Genomic DNA, 20492 nt, shown 5'->3' on the forward strand with positions numbered 1-20492 from the left:
GCTTCTGCTCATGGCAATGGTACTTACGTCATGTGGTCACACGCGGGAGACGAGCACATCACCCACCGTACCTACATCCCCCCCCAGCGGTCCAAACGAACCACCCGCACTGCCTCCCCCTTCAACCGAACCGCAACCTGCTGAACCCTTCCCTGTGGGTCGCACCGTCATTCTCCTCGGAGACAGCCTGACCTCTCAGAATGGGCAACAGGACGCCAGTAACCCACACGTACCCGACAAGGGGTATTTCAACTGGTCGAACGCCCTGCTCGGCCAGGCGTTCGACCTCACATACAACGCCGGGGTGGGTGGCGAACGGAGCGATCACATCCTCGCGCGAGTCGAGACGGACGTTATTGCGCGCAAACCCGACTGGACGTTCGTGCTCGCTGGAGCGAACGACCTTGGGCAGAACGTCAGGGCGGAAGTTGCGTGGGGAAACATCAAGCAAATCTGGCAGAAGCTCCTCGACGCGAACATCAAGGTGGTCGCGTTGACCGTACCCCGCACGGTCAGCATGACGAACGAAGCGGAGTACCAGAAGCTCAACGAAATCATCCGCATGGAAGGACCGCGCATGAAAGTCATCGTGGCGGATGCCGCGCTGTACAGCGACCCGGAGCCATACACAATTGACGGCGTGCACCTCAACGCGCGTGGCGCTTTCCTGATCGGCCAGAGCACCGCACGAGCAGTCCGAGTGGCAGCCCCAGCGTCGTTGCTTGCACTTGATGCCGAACACCTCACAGGAACCGGTGGGAGTCTGTACAACGGCGCGACAGGCGAAGTGGCTGACGGTTGGATTCTTACGCGTGACGCGACGGACGGCGCGGTGAGCGGCGCGAAGGTCGGCGGCTCGGATGGCGAGTGGCAGCACGTGAACCTTGAGGCGGGCGGACGCGCCGCGAGCTTATACCGGAACATTACGGACGGCTGGCAAGCCGGTGACGTGTTCATCGCGGTGGCGGAAGTGGAGGTGGGGCCAGGCGTTGTAGACCTCGCCAGCATCCAGTTGCAGCTCTCGGCGCGTACCGGGAGCACCATTCACGCTTCCTCCAACGCGCTGTTCCATGAGTCCACGGCGCCTGCGTTGGCGGAGAACCCTGGGCGTGTTGTCCTGCGCACGGTTCCGTTCGTGATTCCTAAGGAGGCGACGACGCTCACGCAGGGGATCAAGATGCATGCGACGGCTGGAGCGTTTCGAGTGGGCCGCGTCGTCCTTCAGAAAATCTCCCCCTGATACCACACAAACAAGCACGAACTGAGCGCCCTTCGGGGTGCTCTTTCCATTTCAGAAGCTGGCGCCTTCGCGCCTGGAGGCGCCATGAAAGACCGTATTCCACCACCCGTCCGTCTGCTCGTTTCGCTCGTGTGGGCGACGGACTGGCGGGTTTTCGCTGCGATTGGTGCCTTGATGGCGCTCCTCGCGTCCTTACCGTTATGTCTGAATCCGCATATCTACGACACCAGTCACGCGTACCTGAAGCTCAGCAGCTGGGGTCCATCACAAGCGTTCGGCCTGGCGCTCTTCGTGCCGGCGTTCCTCACGCTCGCGTGCCTGCACTTGAGCATCGCGCGCTTCGCCGTGCTCGGGGTGTTCGTCGTGATGGGCACCGTCGCTTACTCGTTCGTGCTGTCGGTCGGCTTTGCAGTCGCACCTCTGCTGTACTGCCTGGCCAGTCTGCTGAGCCTCTTCGCGTACGCGCGGAGTGACTCATGAGCCTGGACTTGGGTGGACTGGAGAAGTTCGTTCAACCCAGTGCGTGGGGTGCGGTGCTGCTGCTGATCGGCACGCTCGCGAAAGTGTACGGGAAACGCATCGACGTGAACTTGCAGGCCAGCGTGAACGCGCAAGGCCAGCAGGCGCAGGTCATGCAGACCGTCCTGACGGAACTCGAGCAGGCCCGCAAAGAAATCCGTGACCTTAACGCGAAAGTCGGGGAGCTGCTGCGTGAAGTGGGGTCCCTGAGCGGCAAGGTCGTGGCGCTGGAGCACAGCGAGTCCATCCTGCTGCGTGACAACAATCGCCTCACGCGAGAGAACGAGGAACTCGACGACGAGAACCGCTTGCAGGCCGCCCGAATCAGCGAGCTGGAATCGCAGCTGCGCGCCTGCCAGGAGGAAGCATGACCGAACCCAAGAAGAACAAGGACCTCGCGGCACTCTTCCCGGAGTGCCGCGTTGCTGTTGAAGCGTGGCTGAAGCAGGCCCGCGCGACGTTCCCGCAGTTCAACATCAACGTCAGCGAAACACGCCGCACCAAGGAACGCCAGGAGTGGCTGTACGCGCAAGGCCGTACCCGTCCAGGTCCGGTCGTGACGTACACCCTCGACAGCCGGCACCGCGCGGGACTCGCGGTCGATCTGGTCGTCACGCGGAAACTCACGCCCTTCAAGGCCGAGTGGGACTGGCGCGTGTGGCGGGCAATCTATAAGGCCGTGCCGCCCGAGAAGTATGGTTTGCGGCCCCTCGACTTTGAAATGGTGCACCTGGAACTCATCAACTCGGACGCCATTCTCGCCCGGCGCCCCGCCGGCCTGGTGATCACGTGAGGAGCAGCATGAACCACAGAACCCTGAGCGCCCTGGTGGCGCTCTTTTTCGTGCTGACGTCCTTCGCAGGCGCCGCACGCATTCCCATCGTGACCGTCACGGCCAGCAGCGCCGTGCGCGAGACGCCCGCGTACCTCACGGCGGACAACAACCCCCTCACGAGCTGGATCGCGCGCCCGGCCAGTCAATGGATTCGCTGGGACTTCGGCAGCGTGCAGAACGTCGCCTCGGTTGACCTGGCGCTCTACAACGGCCGGACGCAGGACAGCGTGTTCGACTTGTGGGTCAGCACGGACGCCATAACCTGGAAGCAGGTCCTGAGGCGCGCCCTCGCCCAGCCCGCGAAGCATCCGCTCGACAAGGACGGCTTTCAGCGCTTCACGTTCCTGCGGGAGAGTGCCCGGTACGTGCTGTTCGTCGGGTACGGCAGCAGCCGCAACAACATGGTGGGTGTGAGTGAAGCCCGCTTCGAATCCGCAGGCACCCTGATCGGTGCCGCCCTGCCGGACTTCATTCCGGGGAACGGCGTGGCGGGACCGGTGGACCTTGATGTCACGCCGCCCAGCGTGACCCTCGCGGCGAGCAAGACGAGCGTCACGACCGCGAATGATTCGGTGGAACTTGTCGCGAACGCTACCGATAACCGTGGTGTGACGAAAGTGGAGTTCTACCGGAACGGGACGCTGTACGGTACGGACACTAGCGCGCCGTTCACTTCGACCCTGACGTACCTGTCGAGCGCGGCGAACGGCACCTACAGTTACTCGGTGCTGGCGTACGACGCGGCTGGGAACACCCGCAGCAGCGAAGTGGTCACGGTGGTCGTGAACATCCCCGCAGCGGACTCAAGCGCACCGACGGTCAGCCTCAGCGCGACCTCCACGAACGTCACGGCGGCGGGTTCGGTGCTGCTCACCGCGACGGCCAGTGACAACAAAGGCGTCACGAAAGTGGAGTTCTACCGCGACGGCGTGCTGGCGCACACCGAGCAGGTCGCGCCGTACGAGCACACCGAGACGTACAGCAGTGACTTCAGCAACGGCACGTACAACTTCACCGCCCGCGCGTATGACGCGGACAACAACGCCACGACCAGCGGCACGGTGACGGTCATCGTGAACATCGCGTCGTCGAACGTCGTGCCGATGGGCAGCACGGCGGATACGGCGACCGTCACGCAGACGGCGAACAGCCCCATTCCAACCGTGACGGGCACGACGTACTACGTGGACAGCGTGGACGGGAGTGACAGCAACTCCGGCACAAGTACGGGCGCGCCCTGGAAGACCGTCACGAAAGCGAACGCCGTGACCCTGCTGCCCGGTGACGCGCTGCTCTTTAAGGCCGGCAGTTCGTACAGTTCGATGCTGCACGCGAAGTGGTACGGCACCAGCAGTAACCGCATCCTGATCGGCGCGTACGGTAACGGCGCCAAACCCATCTTCGAATTCACGGGCGGGGAGAAGGGTGTGCTCGTCACCGGAGCGTACCTGACGATCGACAACCTGCTGGTTCGCACGGCCCCCAGTCATTACCCGGCGTACGACGCGAGCCCGGAGCGCTGCATCAACGACACGGCCGGCACGAGTTACTGGGCGCAGACCGCGAACGGCGGGAACGGGCAACCCTACGACTTCCGGCAGCGCACCGGCTGGCGGGTCGGCATCAACATCTCCGCGGAGGACTACGCGAACAACGCGAACTCGGGACGCTTCAATGTCATCCAGAACAGCCGCACCGAGTACACCACGGCGGGCATTCACCTGAGCGGGGCGAACAGCAGCGGCCGCCCGGCCACGTCGAACAACCAGGTCATCGCGACGGCGATCACCAAGAGCATCTTCGCGAGCGTCAACACGCCCGTCGGGGTGAAGTACGACGATGACTCGGGTGGGTTCGGGCTGCTGATCAACGGGCACAACAACATCGCCGCGTACAACTACTTCGAGGGGAACATCACCAACTGCTCGGAGGATTACCGCATCGAAGGCGGCGACCTCGAAATCTTCAGTGCACGCAACAACTTCATGCACCACAACACCAGCATCAACAGCGGCACCTTCACTGAGCTGGGTGGCAGCACCAACAACCGCGCGGAACGCAACGTGACGCGTACAACCTGTACGCGCTGACGAACTACCCGCACCCGCGGGGTGGTCAGCTGCTGGTCGTGCGTGGCGCGAATGCTAGCTGGGGCGCGAACCCGGGCACCAAGTTCTTCAATAACACGGCATTCGGGGTGCTGACCGGCATCGCGTGCAGTGACGGGTGTGACGCCTCGATCCTCGAAGCGCGCAACAACATCGTGATTGCCGCGCAGCGCGCGTACAAAGGGGAGCTGTTCTGCGACCTGCTGTGCGACGAGAGCCACAACGTTTTCGGCCGCCTGGGGTCGTGGGGGCAGTACCAGCGCAACGGGGGTGACACCAAGGGCACCAACACCCGTTACATCTCCCCGACGGACGCCGCGCTGGTGTTCGCCGATCCGGCGGCGCAGAAGTTCGATCTTCGCACAGGCGTGACGACCACGCCGTGGACGAAGGACATGGGGTCGAATGCGGCGCTGAGCATCACGTACTACACCAGTGACACGACCACCGCGACGTACACCGTCACGAAAGACCTCGCGGGAAAAACCACACCTGTCGGCACCGTCGACATGGGTGCCTTCGAATTGCCCTGACCGCTCGACTCTTCGCTGACTACCTGTCTCACGACAGGTAGTCCTTTCAATTGGCTCAAGGAGCACACCATGACCGTAGATCCCCGCATTACCGCCATCCTCGAAGCGCGCAAGTCCATCAAAGTCCTCACCCTCGCCGAGGTGCAGGCGCAGACGCCGCCTGCGGCCGCTGAAGCACGCCTGCAGGCGCTCAGCCTGCCAACCATGCCGGAGATGGTCGAGGCACCCGCACCGACGCCGGACAGCACGGTGGAAAGCTGGTTGACCGAGCATCTCGACAGTCTGATCGCCGAGACGCTCGCGGTATTCAAAGCTGAACGTCAGGGCGGCGTCCCGGAAGCTTTCGAGGACGCCATGACCTTGATCGTGCATGTCTCGCAGGCGGTGAAGACTGGTCTGCCACTCGTGAAGGGCGGCGAGGCCAAGGCGATCGTGTCGGCCGTGGTGCTGTGGCTCTTTAACACGTTCGCCGCGTCGCGCTTGGGGCCGGTGCCCAGCATGATGATCCGTACGGTACTGCCGATGCTGGTGCAGTTCGCGTACGACGCGTTCGTGTCCGCCAAGAAGTAATTCAGCGCCCCGCTCCTGGCTTCGTGCCGGTGAGCGGGGCGTTTTTTGTTGTTTGCGAAATTATCAGGCGTTTGCGTTAAGAAAACCGCGTGTAGGGCGATAACGTTTTAACTACAGGCGAAATAAAATAAAAGTGCTCAGGCGCTGTTCGAGCAGCCCTGAGCGTGGAGCCGGTACTAGCGGCCCAAGGGTCATTTTATGGCCCTTGGTCACGCCACATCCAGACCGGCTCACGGGAGACACCGTGAGCGAATCTTTTGTTTGGACGGACCTGTCGAAGAAAAAGCGAGCCAAAGTGGCCCTCAAGGCCCTCGATGAGCGCGACTACCTCACCCTCTGCAGTCTCGTGCAGCATCACCAGCTGCACTACGGCCGTTCTGCCTCACAGACCAGCCCGCGCACCTTCCTGCAGTACCGTGGTGCCCTGCGGAAGTTCCTGCGGTTCACGGAACGCATGAGCACCAAACGTCTTCTGGAAGGTGACCCGGACCTGGGCGCGGCCTTCCTCGGGCATTTGCACCGGGACCTGAAGCCCGGCAGTGTCAACAATGCCCGCTCCGGCGTGCGCGCCCTGTACCGTGCGCTGCGCTGGGCCGGAGCGACGCAGAGCGACCCCTTCGCGGACATTCCACCCGTGCGGGACAACGTGCCCGCTCACCTGAAACGAGAGGCGTACTCGGTGGAGGACGTGGAGAAGCTGCTGGCCGTCGCCGATCCGATGGAGCGCGTGATGGTGCTGATGGCCGCCCAAGCTGGCCTGCGCATTCACGAGGTGGTGAAGCTGCAGTGGTCGGACATCGACCTGGAGGCGCGCGAGGTGATGGTGATTGGCAAGGGCCGCAAGGCCGCGAAGGTCCATTTGAGTGCGGCGCTGGTGTCAGCCCTGGAGGCGTTGCCAGCGCGTGAAGGTCGGGTGTTGCGCTGGCGTCAGGAGCGCACCTTGCGCGATCACCTGAAGCGGTTGTGCGAGAAAGGGCAGGTGCGGTATTCCAGGCGGCAGTTTCACGGTCTGAGGCACCATTGCGCGACGAGATTGCATGACGAGACAGGCGATCTGATGCTCACTGCAGCGCACATGCGGCACAGCAGCACACAGACCACCGAGACGTACGCGAAGGGAGACCGGCGCAAGATCGCAGCCGTGGTGAATCACTGGGGCGAAGCAGCGGCGAGTTGAATGACGAAAGGCCCTGTGAATTCACAGGGCCTTTCTGTTGGTGTTTGAACTTTATCGGGCGGGCGTGTAGCCCATGAGTTCCAGCATCTTTCGCGCATATGACATACCCGGCTGGTTTCGCGCCTCGTACAGTTGCCGCAACTCGGCGTGAGTGTAAACCGTTTCGCCAAACTCCCTGTCAATCACGCGCACGCCTTCAGGCACGTACTCAAAACTCACTGCGTCCTTGGGCATCTACTTTCCTTTATACGTCAGTCCAATTGGGCAGTTGTTCGACGAACTCCACTCCCCTGACTCGCCAAGAGTGGTCACAACTGCCACAGGACGCCCGAAGGCCAGGAAGTGCTCGCGCAGAGTCATTGACCATGAAGCCGGTGGAATTGGATTTTGAGAAGGTGCCATCTTCAGACTGTTCGTATTCGTCCAACCCTGAAACCCTCTGCCAGACGAAGACACGTACTGAACGACATTTGGGACACTTCAACAAACCATCTCCTTTCCGCACTCCAATTCCTTTTATCGGGTGGTCCGGTAAAGCGGTGGGTCGCCATGCGCGTAGGCGTAATCGCACTCGTCGCAGTACCACAGTTCCATCGCGGAGTAGATACTCTCGGGAGCGCTGTTGCCACAAGAAGGGCAAGGGGTAGGCGGCTCGCCTTCAGGTCTTTCGGGAACGTCGTACTTGTCATTCATCGGATACCTCTCCTTAGAGGTCGCCCATGCGCTCAGCGCGCTCGTAACGCCGGATGCCTTCACGGGTCGGAATGAAATGGCTGTCGCGGTTGCGCTCTGCCCAGCCACGCCGCACCAGCTCGTTCGCGGTGGCGTGGCTGATGGTGTGGCCGGGAGGCAGCGGGTAGTTCAGGCAGACGTTGCCCAACTCGTCGAGTAGTGCGCGGGATGCGGGTTGTGGTTCGGTGTATTCCATCGTACTTCCTCTCTTCTCAGGTGCTCGGTTCCAAGTCCTCGTCGCTCACGCCCAATCCCCACGCGGCAATCGAGGACGCATCAGCGGGGCGCTTCAGGATTTCCTCCAACGCGACTTTGTACTGCCGGTTGCTGCTCTGCGCAGCCTGAACAGTCGCGAGGAGCGAGCCAAGCATGCCGAACAGGGGCGCGCGTGCTTCGTCGTCCATGCCTTCCGTGTACTTCCAGAGGAGTTCACGGCACAGCTGCGGCCCGCTGCTCTGGGTGGCGTCTGGGTGCTTCTCAGTGAGGTACTGAAACCCGGTTTGGGTGAGGGCCTGTACTTTGCTGGCGTCCATTGGGCTCCTAGTTCTTCGCTGCGCCGCGCATGGCGTCGAGCAGGGTAAGTAGTTCGTCCCATGAGGCGTACATGTGCTCTTGCGGTCCGAGTGGCCGCGTGGGGTCAACATCATTGGCGTCGAGGATGCCCCACTCGCATGCGAGGAGGGCGCGGCCATTGTCGAGGCGGTACACGTGAACAACCTCGTCTTCCGGGCCGTCCGGGGTGAGTTCGGTGTCGAGGATGAGGCTGTCAATGGCGAGAAGCTTGCTGTTCATCGGATACCCGTTCTTAGAGGGCGATTTCGCTGCGAGCGTTCTGCGAGTCAATGGCCGTCGCTTCGTCGGGTGACACCATCAGGTCCTCCAGCAGCGGGGTGCCGTGGCGGTCGGTGATGCTGCCCCAGCCGTCGAATTCCACGTCGTAGTCCCGGCAGATGGCTTGCAGCTTCTTCAGCACGTCTTTTGCGTCAAATTCCTGCATTGATACCCCCTATTAACGTGCGGTGAAGTGCCTTGTCGTGAATACCAGCAAAGAGCAGGTACGCTGTTCGTATGAAGCGAGTACAGCAGCTCATCAACCCGGTGTTGTGGTTCGCGGTTGCGGTTCTTGGCGTACTCGTGCTGTTCAAGACTCTCTCTCCAGATGGCGCCCGCAACGGGCCCCATCGTTTCGATGTGACATCTCCTGGTATCCTCCAGCGTGGCCCTGAGGTCACTGTTCCACCTATAGGCAGGAACGAGCTCGCGCCGTCAACGCCCAGGCGATAGACCTTAAAGTCAGGCGCGAAGGTCGAGCGCTTCGACGGTGTTATTCAGCAGCCGCTCGAACTCAGCGCTGAACCCAAAGCGCTCAGCGTTCATGCGGATGGATTTGTAGATGTCGCCATCCGCGTGACGCTTGCACGCTGCGGCCCAGTCGCACAGCATCTCCAGCACGTCAATCAGGTTCATGTCCTTGATGCCGTTCTCGTGATGCTCCGGGTGGTGTCGGTTGTGCTGGTAGTGGTGCGTGAGGGCCTCACCCATCTCTACGAGGCTGGCTTTGTACTCGTCTGAGCCGTACGTCAGTTCGCGCAGTCGTGGCGTGACCCGGTTGAAGACTTCGACTTCAGGGCTGAGGAGTTTGCTGCGGTCGTGTTCTTCGCTGCGGTAGAGGAGTTCGTGCGTGGCGCGCATGAGGTAGGCGCGGACTTGGTTGATGTGTTCGTGCGTGTCGGGTCGTGAATCGTAGGTCATGGCTTCCTTTCGCTGTTGTTGTCCTGTTATTGGGCGGTGCGGGCGTTCAAGATGCGCTGGCCGACCCAACGCGCGACTTCCGGCGAGACGGCATTCCCGAGCGTCCGGTTTCGAGCGCGGTCCATCCCCTCGGGAAGCCCATCAGCCACTCGAAAAGTTCCGGGTGGGGTGTGCCTCCAGTACCCGTGAGCGACTGGAAGCGCTTGTAAGCGGGATGCTTCTGCATGGATGGCGCGCAGTGGTTTGCCGTCGCGGTCGGTGTGGGCAAGAACGAAAACGCGGGGTCGTTGATGCAAGGCGCCAACGTCAGCGGCTCGCACTCGAATTGGCAGGCTGGCATACCCGATTCCCCACAAGTCGCGCCGCACGTCGGGCACCCAGTCCCGCCAGCGTGGGGAGTTCTCCACGATGACCCATCGAGGGCGTAAGTCGTGAACGATGCGGGCGTATTCACTCCAGAGGCCGGACTTCTCGCCTGCCAGGCCGAGTCGGTCGCTCGCCGTGTTGGCGCTGCTGATGTCCTGGCAGGGGAAACCGCCGCAGATGACATCAGGTCGGGAAACAAGGGTTGCGGTGATGTCTCGTACATCGGTGAACCTCGGTGTGTCGGGCCAGTGTTTTTCGAGGACGGCGCGGGCGAAGGGGTCGATTTCGACTTGCCAGATGGTCTTGAATCCTCCGGTCAGCTCGAGTCCGCTTTCCAGTCCTCCGATTCCTGCGAACAGCGAGCCTACGGTGAGTGTCATTCGTTCCTCCGGTGGGTCGATAAGGTTACTTAGAGGGCTGCTTCCGTTTTGCGCTGCTCCTCGTCCTCAACGTGCATGGCATGCCCGAATCGCAGGATGTTCGCGGCGTCCAGCAGCGCGGCGGCATTCGGGTTGGTGGACGCCACCCAATCGCGCTCGTGGGCAATGCAGATGTGCCGGGTGTCTTTGGTGGTGGTCCAGTCGCATCCGCCGTCATCGAAGTCCTGCGGGATGTACTCGCGCACGACTTGCATCAGGGCGAGCGCGAGGTCGCGCTCGCTGATTTGCACGTCGAGGATGGCGCGGGCGGTCACGTTCAGGGTCCTGTCGCGGTTGGTCATGGTTTGTCCTTTCGCCCTATAACGCGCGGGCAGCGCCTGAGTGGAGGGATAGTCCGACGTCAGAACGCCGCGAAGGGGTCGAACTTCAGGGGCGGCAGACGGTCCAAGACTTCCGATACGACCACAGCGCCACCCATCAGCAGCGCGCCTGCGACGATCGCTTCACTGGGAAGGCGGGTGGTTTGAAACCGGCCTGTGCTCGTGCGTGGCATCGGCCGGGCGTGAAGGAGGCCGTGACAGGCTGGTAGGAGGCACAGGGCGAAGATCAGCAAGGCCAGGGCGCGCAGGAGAGCGGCAGAAGTTGCGGTGATCGGACGGGGAAGGTGGAGTGTAGTCATGAGTTATCCACAGAATCCACAGGCAGGCTGAATCCTGTGGATAAGTCCATCGGAATCAGCACGCCATTGACGATCAACCCGATGGGCCGCATGTCCTCGCGGGTGGCGATGTGCGCCAAGCGTTCGTGCAGCTCCTCCAGGCAGGTACAAGGGTAGGCTGCGCCAGTGATCCAGCGACCGTCGCTTTGACGTTGCTCGACCTGCAGCCGGCAGTACGGGGGTGGTCGGGGCATTCACGATTCCGCTTCTTCCGGTCCTCGGTTGAGCACTGCAGCAGCGTGTTGCCTGATGGCGCGGCGAGCTGCGTCGGACGCGCTGAGCTTCTCCAGCAGACTCAGGGTGTCGAGTGCCTGGGCATCTTCAGCGTCGAGACGCAAGGTCATGCGCCGTTCCACGGTCCTTCGTGGTGTCTTTTTGGTGTCCACACCTCAGCATGACAAGTTGGATGTAACGCGTTCGTGCATCATGGCTGGCGAGGGCAACGTCCAGTCGGAAGATACCCATCGCGCGCAAGGCAGGGACCACGGTGCCCGCGCCCACGTCAAAGTCACCGCGCGGCGTGCCGCCCCCATCGATCAGCATCGTGAACTTTCCCAGGCGAACGAGGGAGCTGTCCCCCTGTCCCACGTCGAGGTAGACAATCTCGCGCGGCGGGTCGAGGCGGGCAGGCAGTCCGGTGCCCAGCACACACAGCCCCATGATCAGTCCCAGGTGGCGCACCCGCACCCGCTGATGCAGCCACAGCACGAACGCGCCCGCGAACACACCGTAAGCCACGAACCCGACCGGGCCGAGATTTCCCCACGGCAGGGCAGGCACGCGGCCAAACACCCCCACAAGCGTCAGCAGCAGCTGAGCGAGCGGCAACACCACCAGATTGACCGGCGTGCTGAAGGGACCGAGCAGGCCGGCCACAAATCCCAGCGGCACGAGGGCAGCCATCAGCGGCGCGGCGAGCAGGTTGGCCGGCAGGCCCACCAGCGGCACCTGACCGAAGTGGTGCGCGATGACCGGCAGCGTGCCGAGTTCGGCCAGGATCGTGCCAGCCAGGGCGAACTTCAGCGGCCGGGGCCAACGTGCCGGCAGGCGCGCCTCCAGACGCGGGGTGAAGGTCAGGGCCAGCACCGCCAGAAAGCTCAGCTGAAAGCCCAGGTCGAACACCCACAGTGGGTACACCGCGAGACATACCGTTCCGGCCAGCCCCAGCGTACCCAGCGCCTCCAGCTTGCCGCGCCCCACCCACAGCCCCAGCAGCACGGCCCCACCCATCAGCACCGCGCGGGTGATGCTGGGTGAGGGTCCCACCAGCCACAGGTAAGCACCCAGCAAGGCCAGCAGCAGCGGATAGCGCCACAGTTTCAGCGGGGTGCGGGCCAGCAGAAAGGTGGCCGCTCCCACCAGCAGCGCGACGTTCTGACCGCTCAGGGCCATCAGGTGTGCGAGCCCGGCCCGCGCGAAGGCGTCGCGGGTGTTGAGGCCTCCCTGCAACTCCGTCTGCTGAATCTCACGGCGATCACCGAGCTCGATGGCCTCCATCAACGCCCCTTCGTGCGCGCCCAGGCCCGAACGCAAACCACGCCGAAACCAGCCACGCACACCTCCTTCATGTTTGGCGTGCAGGACCTGCGCGCCGTACACCACCTCGTGCACACCCTGCACCCGCAACCACAACGCGTAATCGAAGCCGCCCGGGTTGCGCTTGCCGCCAGGCTCGTTCAGGGTCCCCCGCACACGCAGCGTTCCAGCGGGTACCTGTGGCTTGGGAGAAAGCGCCACACGCGCACCTGGCTCGGCAAGACGTAGAAACTGCCCATCCCACTCGCCGTCGAGGGTCACCACCGCTCCGCGCCACTCGGCCAGTGCGCTCGGAGCGCCGCTCCACTGCCGCTCGCGCACCGCACCGAAAGCACAGGCGATCAAGGCGAGTGCCATCAATGACCAGCTTCGCCCGAACGTATCGGCACGCCACGACAGGCCGCACAGGGGTACCAGCAGAAACAGCGCGCCCCACAGGGCACCCCACGACATCAGTACGCCGGCCAGCAATCCGGCGAAGGTCGCCACCGGCCAGGTGATCAGTACGGCACCGTGCGCGCGTCCTGTCTCGACGCTGGGCCTGCCGCTCAGTGGCGATAGGACCGCCTCATGCTGGACCTCTGCGGCGCGACCCGGCACGTGCATCAGAAGGCGACGAGCGGAGCCAGTGTCTCCAGCAGCTTCGGCCCGATGCCCTTCACGGTGTCGAGGTCTGCGAGTGAACGGTACGGGCGTCCGGCGATGAGGCGCTCCGCGAGGGCCGGGCCGATTCTCGGCAGCGCCTCCAGTTGCGCCCTGGACGCGGTGTTCACGTTCACCCGGCCACTGATGAGGGGCGCGACGCTCGCCGTGTGACGGTACTCGGGTGCAACATCGCGCGGCGTGGGTGAGGGCAGCTCGTGCCGCGCGACCTGCACGTCCTGCGGGGCAGGGAACAGGTGAGGCCACACGGCCCAGCCCCCGCAGCATACGGCGGCAAGCGTCAGCACGGCACCCGCAGCGTGGTCTTTGAACTTCACCGCTTCAGGGTAGGACACGCTCGCCTTGCTTGACGGCGCAAAGTTGGCGTTCCGCCCAGAGCCCGCCTGGTAAGGGTGGGCAGGCTCCGGTGATCCGGGCAGAAAATAACCCGGCTGACTGCCGTGCCGAACACAGTGGGGTGATTTCAGGTCACGCGCTGCAGACACCGTTGACTTTCGCGGCACCTGTTGCTAACCTAACAAAGCCTTTGGGGCTGTGGCGCAGCTGGGAGCGCGTCTGAATGGCATTCAGAAGGTCAGCGGTTCGATCCCGCTCAGCTCCACCAGGAGACCGGAGGCCCCCGCATGGCGGGGGCTTCTGGCAATTTAGGCGATGTAGCTCAGCTGGTTAGAGCGAACGACTCATAATCGTTAGGTCCGCGGTTCAAGTCCGCGCATCGCCACCAAAGAAAAGAACCCCGTCCTGGACGGGGTTCTTTTCTTTGGTGGAACCCCATCGCCAACCAGATGAAGTTGTTGTCTGTGCTCCAGCAAAGGAGAAACCTGTCGAAAACAAGCTCGTGCAGGGGTGCGTACAGCCTGAGGCTCCGCGTCGTGGCCATCACGACCAGTGGTGAGCAGCCATCTTCCGCCCTTGAGCATCAGCGCGTACAACGCGCGTTGGGAGTGGTCTTCTCAACCAGTTCTTGAACGCCTTCAAGGACTTTCTGGGCCGTTCGTGTAGCTGAAAGATCCCGAGAAGTATACCCAGCGACTGGGTCTGCAACAGTTCAACGGTGCCTACGGGCAGGAGTGGGCGCTGCTGATGGTCTGCGCGACCGTCTTCGTATCGCCGCGATTCGTGCTGTTCTTTTTCACTCAGCGCTACCTTGTAGAAGGCCTCGCCTTCACTGGACGCAAAGGCTGAGCCTTCACCCGTCCCTTTGTCGCGTCGCTTGCGCGCGAGATGCTGACCTCCGCCCTGGAGCTTCTGAATGACCCACCTCGATTTGCACGCCGACTGGCAGTTGAAACCTCGCAACCCGGCCCTGCCCCTCTCCGACGACTTCGCTTCCCCGGACGGCTGGCTGAGCGCCAGTGTGCCCGGCACCGTGCAGCAGGACCTGCTGACACAAGGCCGCATTCCCGACCCCTACTACGGTATCAACGAGCACGACGTGCAGTGGGTCGGTGAGCAGGATTGGCTGTATCGCGTCACCTTCGACGTGCACGAGGCCACCCTGCACGAAGAGTACGTGCGCCTGTACTTTGGGGGCCTCGACACCTTCTGCACCGTGTGGCTGAACCGCGAAGAAGTGCTGCGCAGCGAGAACATGTTCGTGCCGCGTACCCTGAACGTGAAACAGCACCTGCACGCCGGGCGCAACATCCTGCAGCTGCTGTTCGAAAGTCCCCTGCGCGTCGGGCGCGCCCTGGAAGCACAGCATGGAAAGCGCGCCGCCTGGAACGGTGACAAGAGCCGCCTGTACGTCCGCAAAGCGCAGTACCACTACGGCTGGGACTGGGGGCCGGTGCTGCTCACCACCGGCCCCTGGAAGAGCGTCGAGTTGCGCGCCTTTGGTAACGCCATCGAGGATGTGCACGTCCCAGGCGAGGTCACACCCGACCTGCAGACCGCTTTTGTGCCGGTGCGCGTGCAGCTCACCCAGGACGACCCGGCCCAGCGACTGGTCGTGGAGTTGCGCTCACCCGTTGGTGAGGTGCTGCAACGCGCGGAGCTGCCCGCTTCTCAAACCGCCGGGACGCTCTTCGAGCTGCCGCGTCCGCAGCTGTGGTACCCCAACACCCTGGGCGAGCAACCGCTCTACAGCGTGCAGGTGACGCTGTGGCACGGCGAAAAAGTCGTGGATGCGTGCTGCCGTCGCATCGGGCTGCGCCGCCTGCGCGTCGTGCAGGAAGCGGTGCATGGTGAGCCGGGTACCAGCTTCACCTTCGAGGTGAACAACGTGCCCTTTTTTGCGGGCGGGGCCAACTGGATTCCCGACGACCTGCTGCTCAACCGCATCACGCCCGAGCGCTACCGCGAGCGCCTGACGCAGGCGCAAGGCGCCAACATGACCATGATCCGGGTGTGGGGAGGCGGCATCTACGAACCGGACGTCTTTTACGACATCTGCGACGAATTGGGGTTGCTGGTGTGGCAGGATTTCATGTTCGGCTGCGGCATGTATCCCGCCTATGAAGGGTTCCTCACGAGCGTACGCGCGGAGGCCGAAGCGGCCGTGCGGCGGCTTCGCCACCACCCCTGCCTGGCGCTGTGGTGCGGCAACAACGAGGATTACGCCATCGCAGAGTCGGTCGGGGCGTCCGGTCCGGGCGGCGACGAGTCGCGCTTTGACGCGAGGGTCATCTACGAAGATCTCCTGCCGGAGGTGTGCGCGCAGCTTGATCCAGCGCGGACCTACTGGCCCGGCAGTCCGTGGGGCGGCGTCAACTCTGCCGATCCCACCGTCGGTGACCGACACAGTTGGGAGATCTGGCACGGCCCGATGGCGCCATACCAGAAGTACGCCAGGTACGAGGCGCGCTTCGTGAGTGAGTTCGGACTGCAGTCCGCACCCGCCCTCAGCACGCTGCATGCCTGCACGCCCGAGCGCGAGCGCTTTCCCGAAAGCCGCACCATCACCCATCACAACAAAGCGACCGGCCCCAACGGAGAGGGAGACGGCCACCGCCGCCTCGCGGTGTACCTTGCCGATAACCTGCGTGCCCACCGCACCTTGGACGAGTTCGTGTACAACACCCAGTTTGTGCAGGGCGAGGCGATGCGCTACGCCTACCGTGACTTTCGCGCGCGCTTTGAGGGTCCTGGTAAGTACGCCGTGTCAGGCGCGCTGGTGTGGCAGCTCAACGACTGCTGGCCCGTAACGAGCTGGGCGATCATCGATTCGCAGGGCTTCGAGAAGCCCGCGTATTACACCATCAAACGCGAACTCGCGTCCCTCTCGGTCGGACTGCGCCTGAATGAGGGCGAGCTGGAAATCTGGCTGTCCAGCGCCAGGACCATGGCGCTGGACGCGCAACTTGACGTGTACGTCTACGGGCTGGACGGCACCCTCGCCCTGCACGAAACCCGTGACGTGCGGGTGTGGCCGGGCCGCAAGACGGAGCTGTCCGCCCGTTGTGCCTCCGGCGTACCCCAGGTGTACTTCGCGGAGCTCACGCTGAACGGTGAGGTGGTGGCGCGCGCTGCCGAGTTTCCCGAGCCGTTCAAGTTCTACGACTTTCCGCATCCCGAACTGCAGGTGGAATGGGTCGCTGAGAACGCGCTGCGCCTCACCGCCCGCAAGCCGACCAAGGGGGTGTGGCTGGACACCGACTGCCCGGCCCATTGGGACGACAACTTCCTTGATTTGCGTCCTGGCGAGTCGCGCACCGTCACGGCGCGCGCGCTGAACGGGCAGACGGTACGCGTGCGTTTTCTGAACGCGCCCGAAGCTTTGACTGTGTCGGTGGCGCCAAAACCTTCCTGACCTGAGAGACGGCGCAGTGACCCCTCCTGACAATATGCCTGGAGCTTGACATGAAGCCAGGAGTGCTCCCTTTCCTTGCCGTCAGAGCGGGTGGCAGGGAGGGGAAAGGAGGGGGAGCTCCATCCCTGACGCTCTTGTTGACAAGCGGCGTGCGGCCCAATAGAATACTGTGCGCCAACGGGTCGTTAGCTCAATTGGCAGAGCAGCTGACTCTTAATCAGCGGGTTGTAGGTTCGATTCCTACACGACCCACCAAGGAAAAAGGCGGCGTAGACGTTCCCTGCGGGAAAGAAGCTACGCCGCCTTTCGTTGTTTCAAGAGCGCCCCGCTACGAACCCGCTAAGCGGAAGGCTCGCCGAGCAGCTCCTGGAGCGACAACGCCGATCCCTGACGCTGCTCCGCGAACACATGCGTGTAGCGCTGCAAGGTGAATCCCACGTCGGCGTGCCCCAGGTGGTCGGCTCTTGGCCGTCTTCGGAAACTTCAGGATCAACTGCCCTTTCACTTTCGTGAGGTCCGATGCACCTTGAGGACACCGCGTTCCAGGTTCACGTTTCCCAGTGCAACCCTGGCAACTCGCCGCGGCGCATACTGGTGACCAACGCGAGGGAGATGACGCCGGTCGGATTGAACGGCTCGTGCATGTCAGGTTCCCTCTTCCGTCCAATACGAGACGGCCGACACGACGCTGAAGTCCACGTTCAGCGCCGCAGCCGCCTGGCTCAGGTCGTAGTCTTTACCGTAGCTCACGGGTCCCGCTCCGGCCGAGGCTCCGGCGGACGCGGCGACGCGGAACCCGCCGTCCTCCAGGCCTTTCTTTCCCCACCGCACGTACATCCCCGCCGCCGCGGACGCCGCGACGTTCACGCCCGCCGTGCCGAGGCTCTTGTCTGCCTTGACCCCGAAGAAGACCGTGGATGACCCACCGTTGAACCCCTTCGAGTAGTTCGCGAACGCCCCGATCCACGAGGGCGTTTTCACCTCCATCTCGAATGACTCACAGGAGATGCCGAACGACGCCACGCCGACCGACAGGCCAAACTTCGCGCCGCGCAGCGCGTCGGGGCAGGGGTCGAACGTCAGCCTGGAGGGCTTGGGCGCGACTTCCGGCGAGATGGTCGCCCCAGGGGTGGCGGCGCAGCTCAGCGCCTGTCCTGCGAGATTTTCCGTGACGTACTCCCAGGTGAATCCCGCGACAGTGCCGTAGTACATCGATTCCGCCCACAACTGGACCTCGACGATGAGCATCTGGTGCTGGATGGCGTCGGCCACGTTGGCAGCCACGGCCGTCTTGTGTTGGACGGCCGCGGTCGTGTACCGTGCGATCGCGTCGTTCTGCCCCATCATGCGGCCGTGCCAGTCGCTGAGGAATCCGTTGTAGATCCGGCGGCACTCCCGCTGCCATACCTCCAGGGGGTCCATCGGGATACGTTCCAGTTCCTCCTCTGCCGCCCGGCGCCCGCGGTCGAATGCCCGGAGCATCTGCGCGTGGGCGTCCCAGGCTGCCTTGTGGAGCGGAGAGAGGCCGGGCTCGGCGAACGACGTGGCGATCGCACGGTGAACGTCCCGCGCCCGTCGCGTCGTGGCCGGCGAGCGCGGCCGGAGGCGGGCGGCGAGCGCGTCGTACTCCGCGCGGAGTGCGCGTTCCCGCGCCTCTCCCTCAGCATGAATGCGGGCATACAGGTCCTGCATGGCAAGCACGTCGTCCAGCGAGCGTGGCAGGGGCGCCTGTGGAAAGGTCCAGTTCTGCCCTCGGCTGAGGTCGAACACGGTCGCGGCCGGGCGAACCAGGCGCGACTGCTCGGGCCGCTTGAGGGGCGGGGCCGCCTCGCCCTCGCGTGGCGTCTCCGTGTCCACAGGATGATCCTTCCCGGCCTGAGCGGAAGGCGTTCGGCGCATGCCTTCCTGGAACACTTTCACGGCCTCGGCGGTTTTTCCCTGGCACGCCAAAGCTCGGGCCAGATTTGTGTTGGCCTCGGCGAGCAGGGGCGCGAGCCGGACCGCTTCACGCAGCGCGGCTTCCGCGTCGCGCGGCCGTCCCAAGTTCAGCAGGGCGTGACCCTTGTTGTTGAGCAGCACGGCCCGCCCGGGGATGTTCATGATGGAAGGCGGGTCCGGCTTGAGCGCCTCGGCCTTCTTCAGGAGGCCGAGCGCCTCACGTGCCCAGCCCAGGCTGTTCGCGACGCCCGCGGCATTCACGAGGTGCGCGGCATTCTTCGGCTCCAACTGGTGTGCCGCCAGGAGTGCGGCGAGCGCGGCCTCCGGGATGTTGCGTGCCAGGGCGACGACGGCCGCACCTCGGGCGCGCTCGGCGCTCTTCACCTCCACACTCGACCGGAAGGCCGTCCAGGCCGCGCGGCCCACCCGGGCCTCGAGGGCCCGCTCAAGCGTGACGGTCACGTCAGTCGACGCGCCCATACTTGGGCCACCCGGCGCCCCTCCGCCGCTCTTCTTGCGCTGCTCGCGAAGTTCCCTGAGGACCCGTTCGAGCTCCGCGTAACCGGGGCTGCCAGGCTGCATCTGCGCGAGCCGCTTCTCCAGTTCGCGGATCGCGTCCTCGATGGGGAGCCCGCCGGCCCGCAATGTCGGGCTGGACGGCGAGACGTCGACCTCATCCACGCAACCCGCAGACAGCTCGGCGATGCGCCGCTCGTGCTCCGCGAGCGGCGGCAGGGCGCTCGAGTCGCTCCATGCACGAAGGGTGGTCTGCGCGTCCGCGACGGAAGCGAAGCTGAGCCCCAGCAGGCAGGCAAGACCCAGGGAAGAGATGTTCTTGACAGTCCTCCCCTTGCCTGGCGCGTTCAAGGGAACACCACCTCGACTTGCAGGCACAGTTTTCCGCAGGTCGGGTGCTCGGGATCGAACAGACCGTCGAGCGTCTGCGCGTACTCGCCGGTGTTGCGCTTTCGGATCAGGAGTGGCACCGGATCCTGACCCTGCACTACGTGAAAACCCGCGATGCGGTAGCGCCCCAGCGGAATGTCCGCGATTTCGTTGACTCGCGCTCCGTCGCTGCCGAGGCGGGCGGCGAACGGCTCGGTGGTGCTTCCGTCGATCAGCGGACCGTTCGGCTCGAAATACAGCACGACCGTGGAGTAATCGCTGTTGTGGTCGCCCCAGAATCCGACGACCGTCGCGCCGTACGTTCCGGTGAGGGGTTCGGCCTGCGCTCCGGTCAGCTTCCAGGTGAAGTTCCGCACCGCGCCGTCGATCCCGGCGAAGCTGTCGCTGTTGTCCGGATGCAGGTACATCGTGTAGTTCCGGCCGTGATACGCTCTCGTGATCTGCGCGTAGGCCCGCCAGGAGCCCTGCTGGACCCGCAGGTCGTACCGCCCGTCTGCCGCGGTCCGGCCGGTGATGGCCGCGTTGTAGTAGATGGTGTTGTCAAGAGTGATCTTCACGTCGGAGAGAGGCTTGCCAGTGGCGTCGACCGCCTGTCCCCGCACCACGTAGCTCTGCGGCGTGGCATTCGTGCCACCACCGGGTGCCGTACCTCCCGTGCCGCCACTTCCGGGGGTCGCCGTGGCACCACCGCAGGCGACCAGAGAGAGGGCGAGAGTGCCGAGTCCGAGCCATGTCCGTGGGTTGCGCATACGTCCTCCTGGGCGCCCG

25 protein-coding genes and 3 tRNA genes are annotated in these 20492 nt (G+C 63.9%); 12 read left to right on the forward strand and 16 right to left on the reverse strand.

The window, feature by feature from the left end; genetic code table 11:
* Positions 1-154 precede the first annotated feature (154 nt).
* The 8 genes from DEIPE_RS10195 to DEIPE_RS22220 all read left to right on the forward strand — a co-directional run bounded on the left by DEIPE_RS10195 (position 155) and on the right by DEIPE_RS22220 (position 6982).
* The gene (locus tag DEIPE_RS10195; protein ID WP_015235888.1) at positions 155-1240 is read left to right on the forward strand and encodes an SGNH/GDSL hydrolase family protein; all 1086 of its coding nucleotides are present in this window, start codon (positions 155-157) and stop codon (positions 1238-1240) included.
* Between the two features lie 84 nt (positions 1241-1324).
* Positions 1325-1720: a hypothetical protein gene (locus DEIPE_RS10200; protein ID WP_015235889.1), complete on the forward strand. Its 396-nt coding sequence runs from the start codon at positions 1325-1327 to the stop codon at positions 1718-1720.
* Positions 1717-2130, forward strand: coding sequence for a hypothetical protein (locus DEIPE_RS10205; protein ID WP_041230829.1), 414 nt, complete (start codon positions 1717-1719; stop codon positions 2128-2130). The genes DEIPE_RS10200 and DEIPE_RS10205 overlap by 4 nt, the downstream gene beginning before the upstream one ends.
* Positions 2127-2552 (forward strand): M15 family metallopeptidase, encoded by a 426-nt coding sequence (locus DEIPE_RS10210; protein ID WP_015235890.1) that lies wholly within the window; start codon positions 2127-2129, stop codon positions 2550-2552. Before DEIPE_RS10205 ends, DEIPE_RS10210 begins: the two co-directional genes overlap by 4 nt.
* 8 nt (positions 2553-2560) lie before the next feature.
* Entirely contained in the window at positions 2561-4684 is a 2124-nt protein-coding gene (locus DEIPE_RS22215; protein ID WP_015235891.1) for an Ig-like domain-containing protein, read from the forward strand.
* Positions 4685-4722: 38 nt separating this feature from the next.
* The gene (locus DEIPE_RS10220; protein ID WP_015235892.1) at positions 4723-5235 is read left to right on the forward strand and encodes a hypothetical protein; all 513 of its coding nucleotides are present in this window, start codon (positions 4723-4725) and stop codon (positions 5233-5235) included.
* Positions 5236-5304: 69 nt separating this feature from the next.
* Positions 5305-5805, forward strand: a complete 501-nt coding sequence (locus tag DEIPE_RS10225) for a hypothetical protein (RefSeq protein ID WP_015235893.1) — start codon at positions 5305-5307, stop codon at positions 5803-5805.
* Positions 5806-6049: 244 nt separating this feature from the next.
* The gene (locus tag DEIPE_RS22220) at positions 6050-6982 is read left to right on the forward strand and encodes a tyrosine-type recombinase/integrase (RefSeq protein ID WP_015235894.1); all 933 of its coding nucleotides are present in this window, start codon (positions 6050-6052) and stop codon (positions 6980-6982) included.
* Between the two features lie 51 nt (positions 6983-7033).
* On the opposite strand, the gene DEIPE_RS10235 is transcribed toward DEIPE_RS22220, so the two are convergent.
* The 14 genes from DEIPE_RS10235 to DEIPE_RS10290 all read right to left on the reverse strand — a co-directional run bounded on the left by DEIPE_RS10235 (position 7034) and on the right by DEIPE_RS10290 (position 13446).
* Positions 7034-7216: a hypothetical protein gene (locus tag DEIPE_RS10235; RefSeq protein WP_015235895.1), complete on the reverse strand. Its 183-nt coding sequence runs from the start codon at positions 7214-7216 to the stop codon at positions 7034-7036.
* A 282-nt stretch (positions 7217-7498) separates the two neighbouring features.
* A complete protein-coding gene (locus DEIPE_RS23965) occupies positions 7499-7675 on the reverse strand; it encodes a zf-TFIIB domain-containing protein (protein ID WP_015235896.1) in 177 nt (58 codons plus the stop codon).
* Between the two features lie 13 nt (positions 7676-7688).
* A complete protein-coding gene (locus tag DEIPE_RS10240; protein WP_015235897.1) occupies positions 7689-7910 on the reverse strand; it encodes a hypothetical protein in 222 nt (73 codons plus the stop codon).
* A gap of 16 nt (positions 7911-7926) precedes the next feature.
* Complete coding sequence (locus DEIPE_RS10245; protein WP_015235898.1) at positions 7927-8247, reverse strand: hypothetical protein; 321 nt, start codon at positions 8245-8247, stop codon at positions 7927-7929.
* A gap of 7 nt (positions 8248-8254) precedes the next feature.
* Positions 8255-8506, reverse strand: coding sequence for a hypothetical protein (locus DEIPE_RS10250; protein WP_015235899.1), 252 nt, complete (start codon positions 8504-8506; stop codon positions 8255-8257).
* A gap of 13 nt (positions 8507-8519) precedes the next feature.
* Positions 8520-8711 (reverse strand): hypothetical protein, encoded by a 192-nt coding sequence (locus tag DEIPE_RS10255; RefSeq protein ID WP_015235900.1) that lies wholly within the window; start codon positions 8709-8711, stop codon positions 8520-8522.
* Positions 8712-9007: 296 nt separating this feature from the next.
* Positions 9008-9466 carry a DUF5662 family protein gene (locus tag DEIPE_RS10260; protein WP_015235901.1) on the reverse strand — a complete coding sequence of 153 codons (459 nt, stop codon included), beginning with the start codon at positions 9464-9466 and terminating at the stop codon, positions 9008-9010.
* Positions 9467-9492: 26 nt separating this feature from the next.
* Positions 9493-10212, reverse strand: coding sequence for a DNA cytosine methyltransferase (locus DEIPE_RS10265; RefSeq protein ID WP_015235902.1), 720 nt, complete (start codon positions 10210-10212; stop codon positions 9493-9495).
* A 29-nt stretch (positions 10213-10241) separates the two neighbouring features.
* On the reverse strand, positions 10242-10553 hold the full coding sequence (locus DEIPE_RS10270) for a hypothetical protein (protein WP_015235903.1): 312 nt from the start codon (positions 10551-10553) through the stop codon (positions 10242-10244).
* 59 nt (positions 10554-10612) lie between these two features.
* Positions 10613-10891 carry a hypothetical protein gene (locus DEIPE_RS10275; protein WP_015235904.1) on the reverse strand — a complete coding sequence of 93 codons (279 nt, stop codon included), beginning with the start codon at positions 10889-10891 and terminating at the stop codon, positions 10613-10615.
* Positions 10888-11124 (reverse strand): hypothetical protein, encoded by a 237-nt coding sequence (locus DEIPE_RS10280; protein WP_015235905.1) that lies wholly within the window; start codon positions 11122-11124, stop codon positions 10888-10890. Before DEIPE_RS10280 ends, DEIPE_RS10275 begins: the two co-directional genes overlap by 4 nt.
* Positions 11125-11274, reverse strand: a complete 150-nt coding sequence (locus DEIPE_RS23970) for a CopG family transcriptional regulator (RefSeq protein ID WP_015235906.1) — start codon at positions 11272-11274, stop codon at positions 11125-11127.
* Positions 11252-13072 carry a ComEC/Rec2 family competence protein gene (locus DEIPE_RS10285; RefSeq protein ID WP_015235907.1) on the reverse strand — a complete coding sequence of 607 codons (1821 nt, stop codon included), beginning with the start codon at positions 13070-13072 and terminating at the stop codon, positions 11252-11254. The genes DEIPE_RS23970 and DEIPE_RS10285 overlap by 23 nt, the downstream gene beginning before the upstream one ends.
* Positions 13072-13446, reverse strand: a complete 375-nt coding sequence (locus DEIPE_RS10290) for a ComEA family DNA-binding protein (RefSeq protein WP_245557524.1) — start codon at positions 13444-13446, stop codon at positions 13072-13074. The genes DEIPE_RS10285 and DEIPE_RS10290 overlap by 1 nt, the downstream gene beginning before the upstream one ends.
* A gap of 211 nt (positions 13447-13657) precedes the next feature.
* On the opposite strand from DEIPE_RS10290, the gene DEIPE_RS10295 reads away from it, so the two are divergent.
* From DEIPE_RS10295 to DEIPE_RS10310, 4 genes are all read left to right on the forward strand, one after another.
* A tRNA-Ala gene (locus tag DEIPE_RS10295) sits at positions 13658-13733 on the forward strand.
* Between the two features lie 43 nt (positions 13734-13776).
* Positions 13777-13853: transfer RNA gene (locus DEIPE_RS10300), tRNA-Met, on the forward strand.
* 528 nt (positions 13854-14381) lie between these two features.
* Positions 14382-16880 (forward strand): beta-mannosidase, encoded by a 2499-nt coding sequence (locus tag DEIPE_RS10305; RefSeq protein WP_015235909.1) that lies wholly within the window; start codon positions 14382-14384, stop codon positions 16878-16880.
* Positions 16881-17059: 179 nt separating this feature from the next.
* Positions 17060-17135: transfer RNA gene (locus tag DEIPE_RS10310), tRNA-Lys, on the forward strand.
* A 390-nt stretch (positions 17136-17525) separates the two neighbouring features.
* Here the strand turns inward: DEIPE_RS10310 and DEIPE_RS10315 are convergent.
* Complete coding sequence (locus DEIPE_RS10315) at positions 17526-19685, reverse strand: tetratricopeptide repeat protein (RefSeq protein ID WP_015235910.1); 2160 nt, start codon at positions 19683-19685, stop codon at positions 17526-17528.
* Positions 19682-20473, reverse strand: coding sequence for a carboxypeptidase-like regulatory domain-containing protein (locus DEIPE_RS10320; RefSeq protein ID WP_015235911.1), 792 nt, complete (start codon positions 20471-20473; stop codon positions 19682-19684). Before DEIPE_RS10320 ends, DEIPE_RS10315 begins: the two co-directional genes overlap by 4 nt.
* Between the last annotated feature and the right edge of the window lie 19 nt (positions 20474-20492).

Source organism: Deinococcus peraridilitoris DSM 19664, from assembly GCF_000317835.1.
Classification (GTDB): Bacteria; Deinococcota; Deinococci; order Deinococcales; family Deinococcaceae; genus Deinococcus_A; species Deinococcus_A peraridilitoris.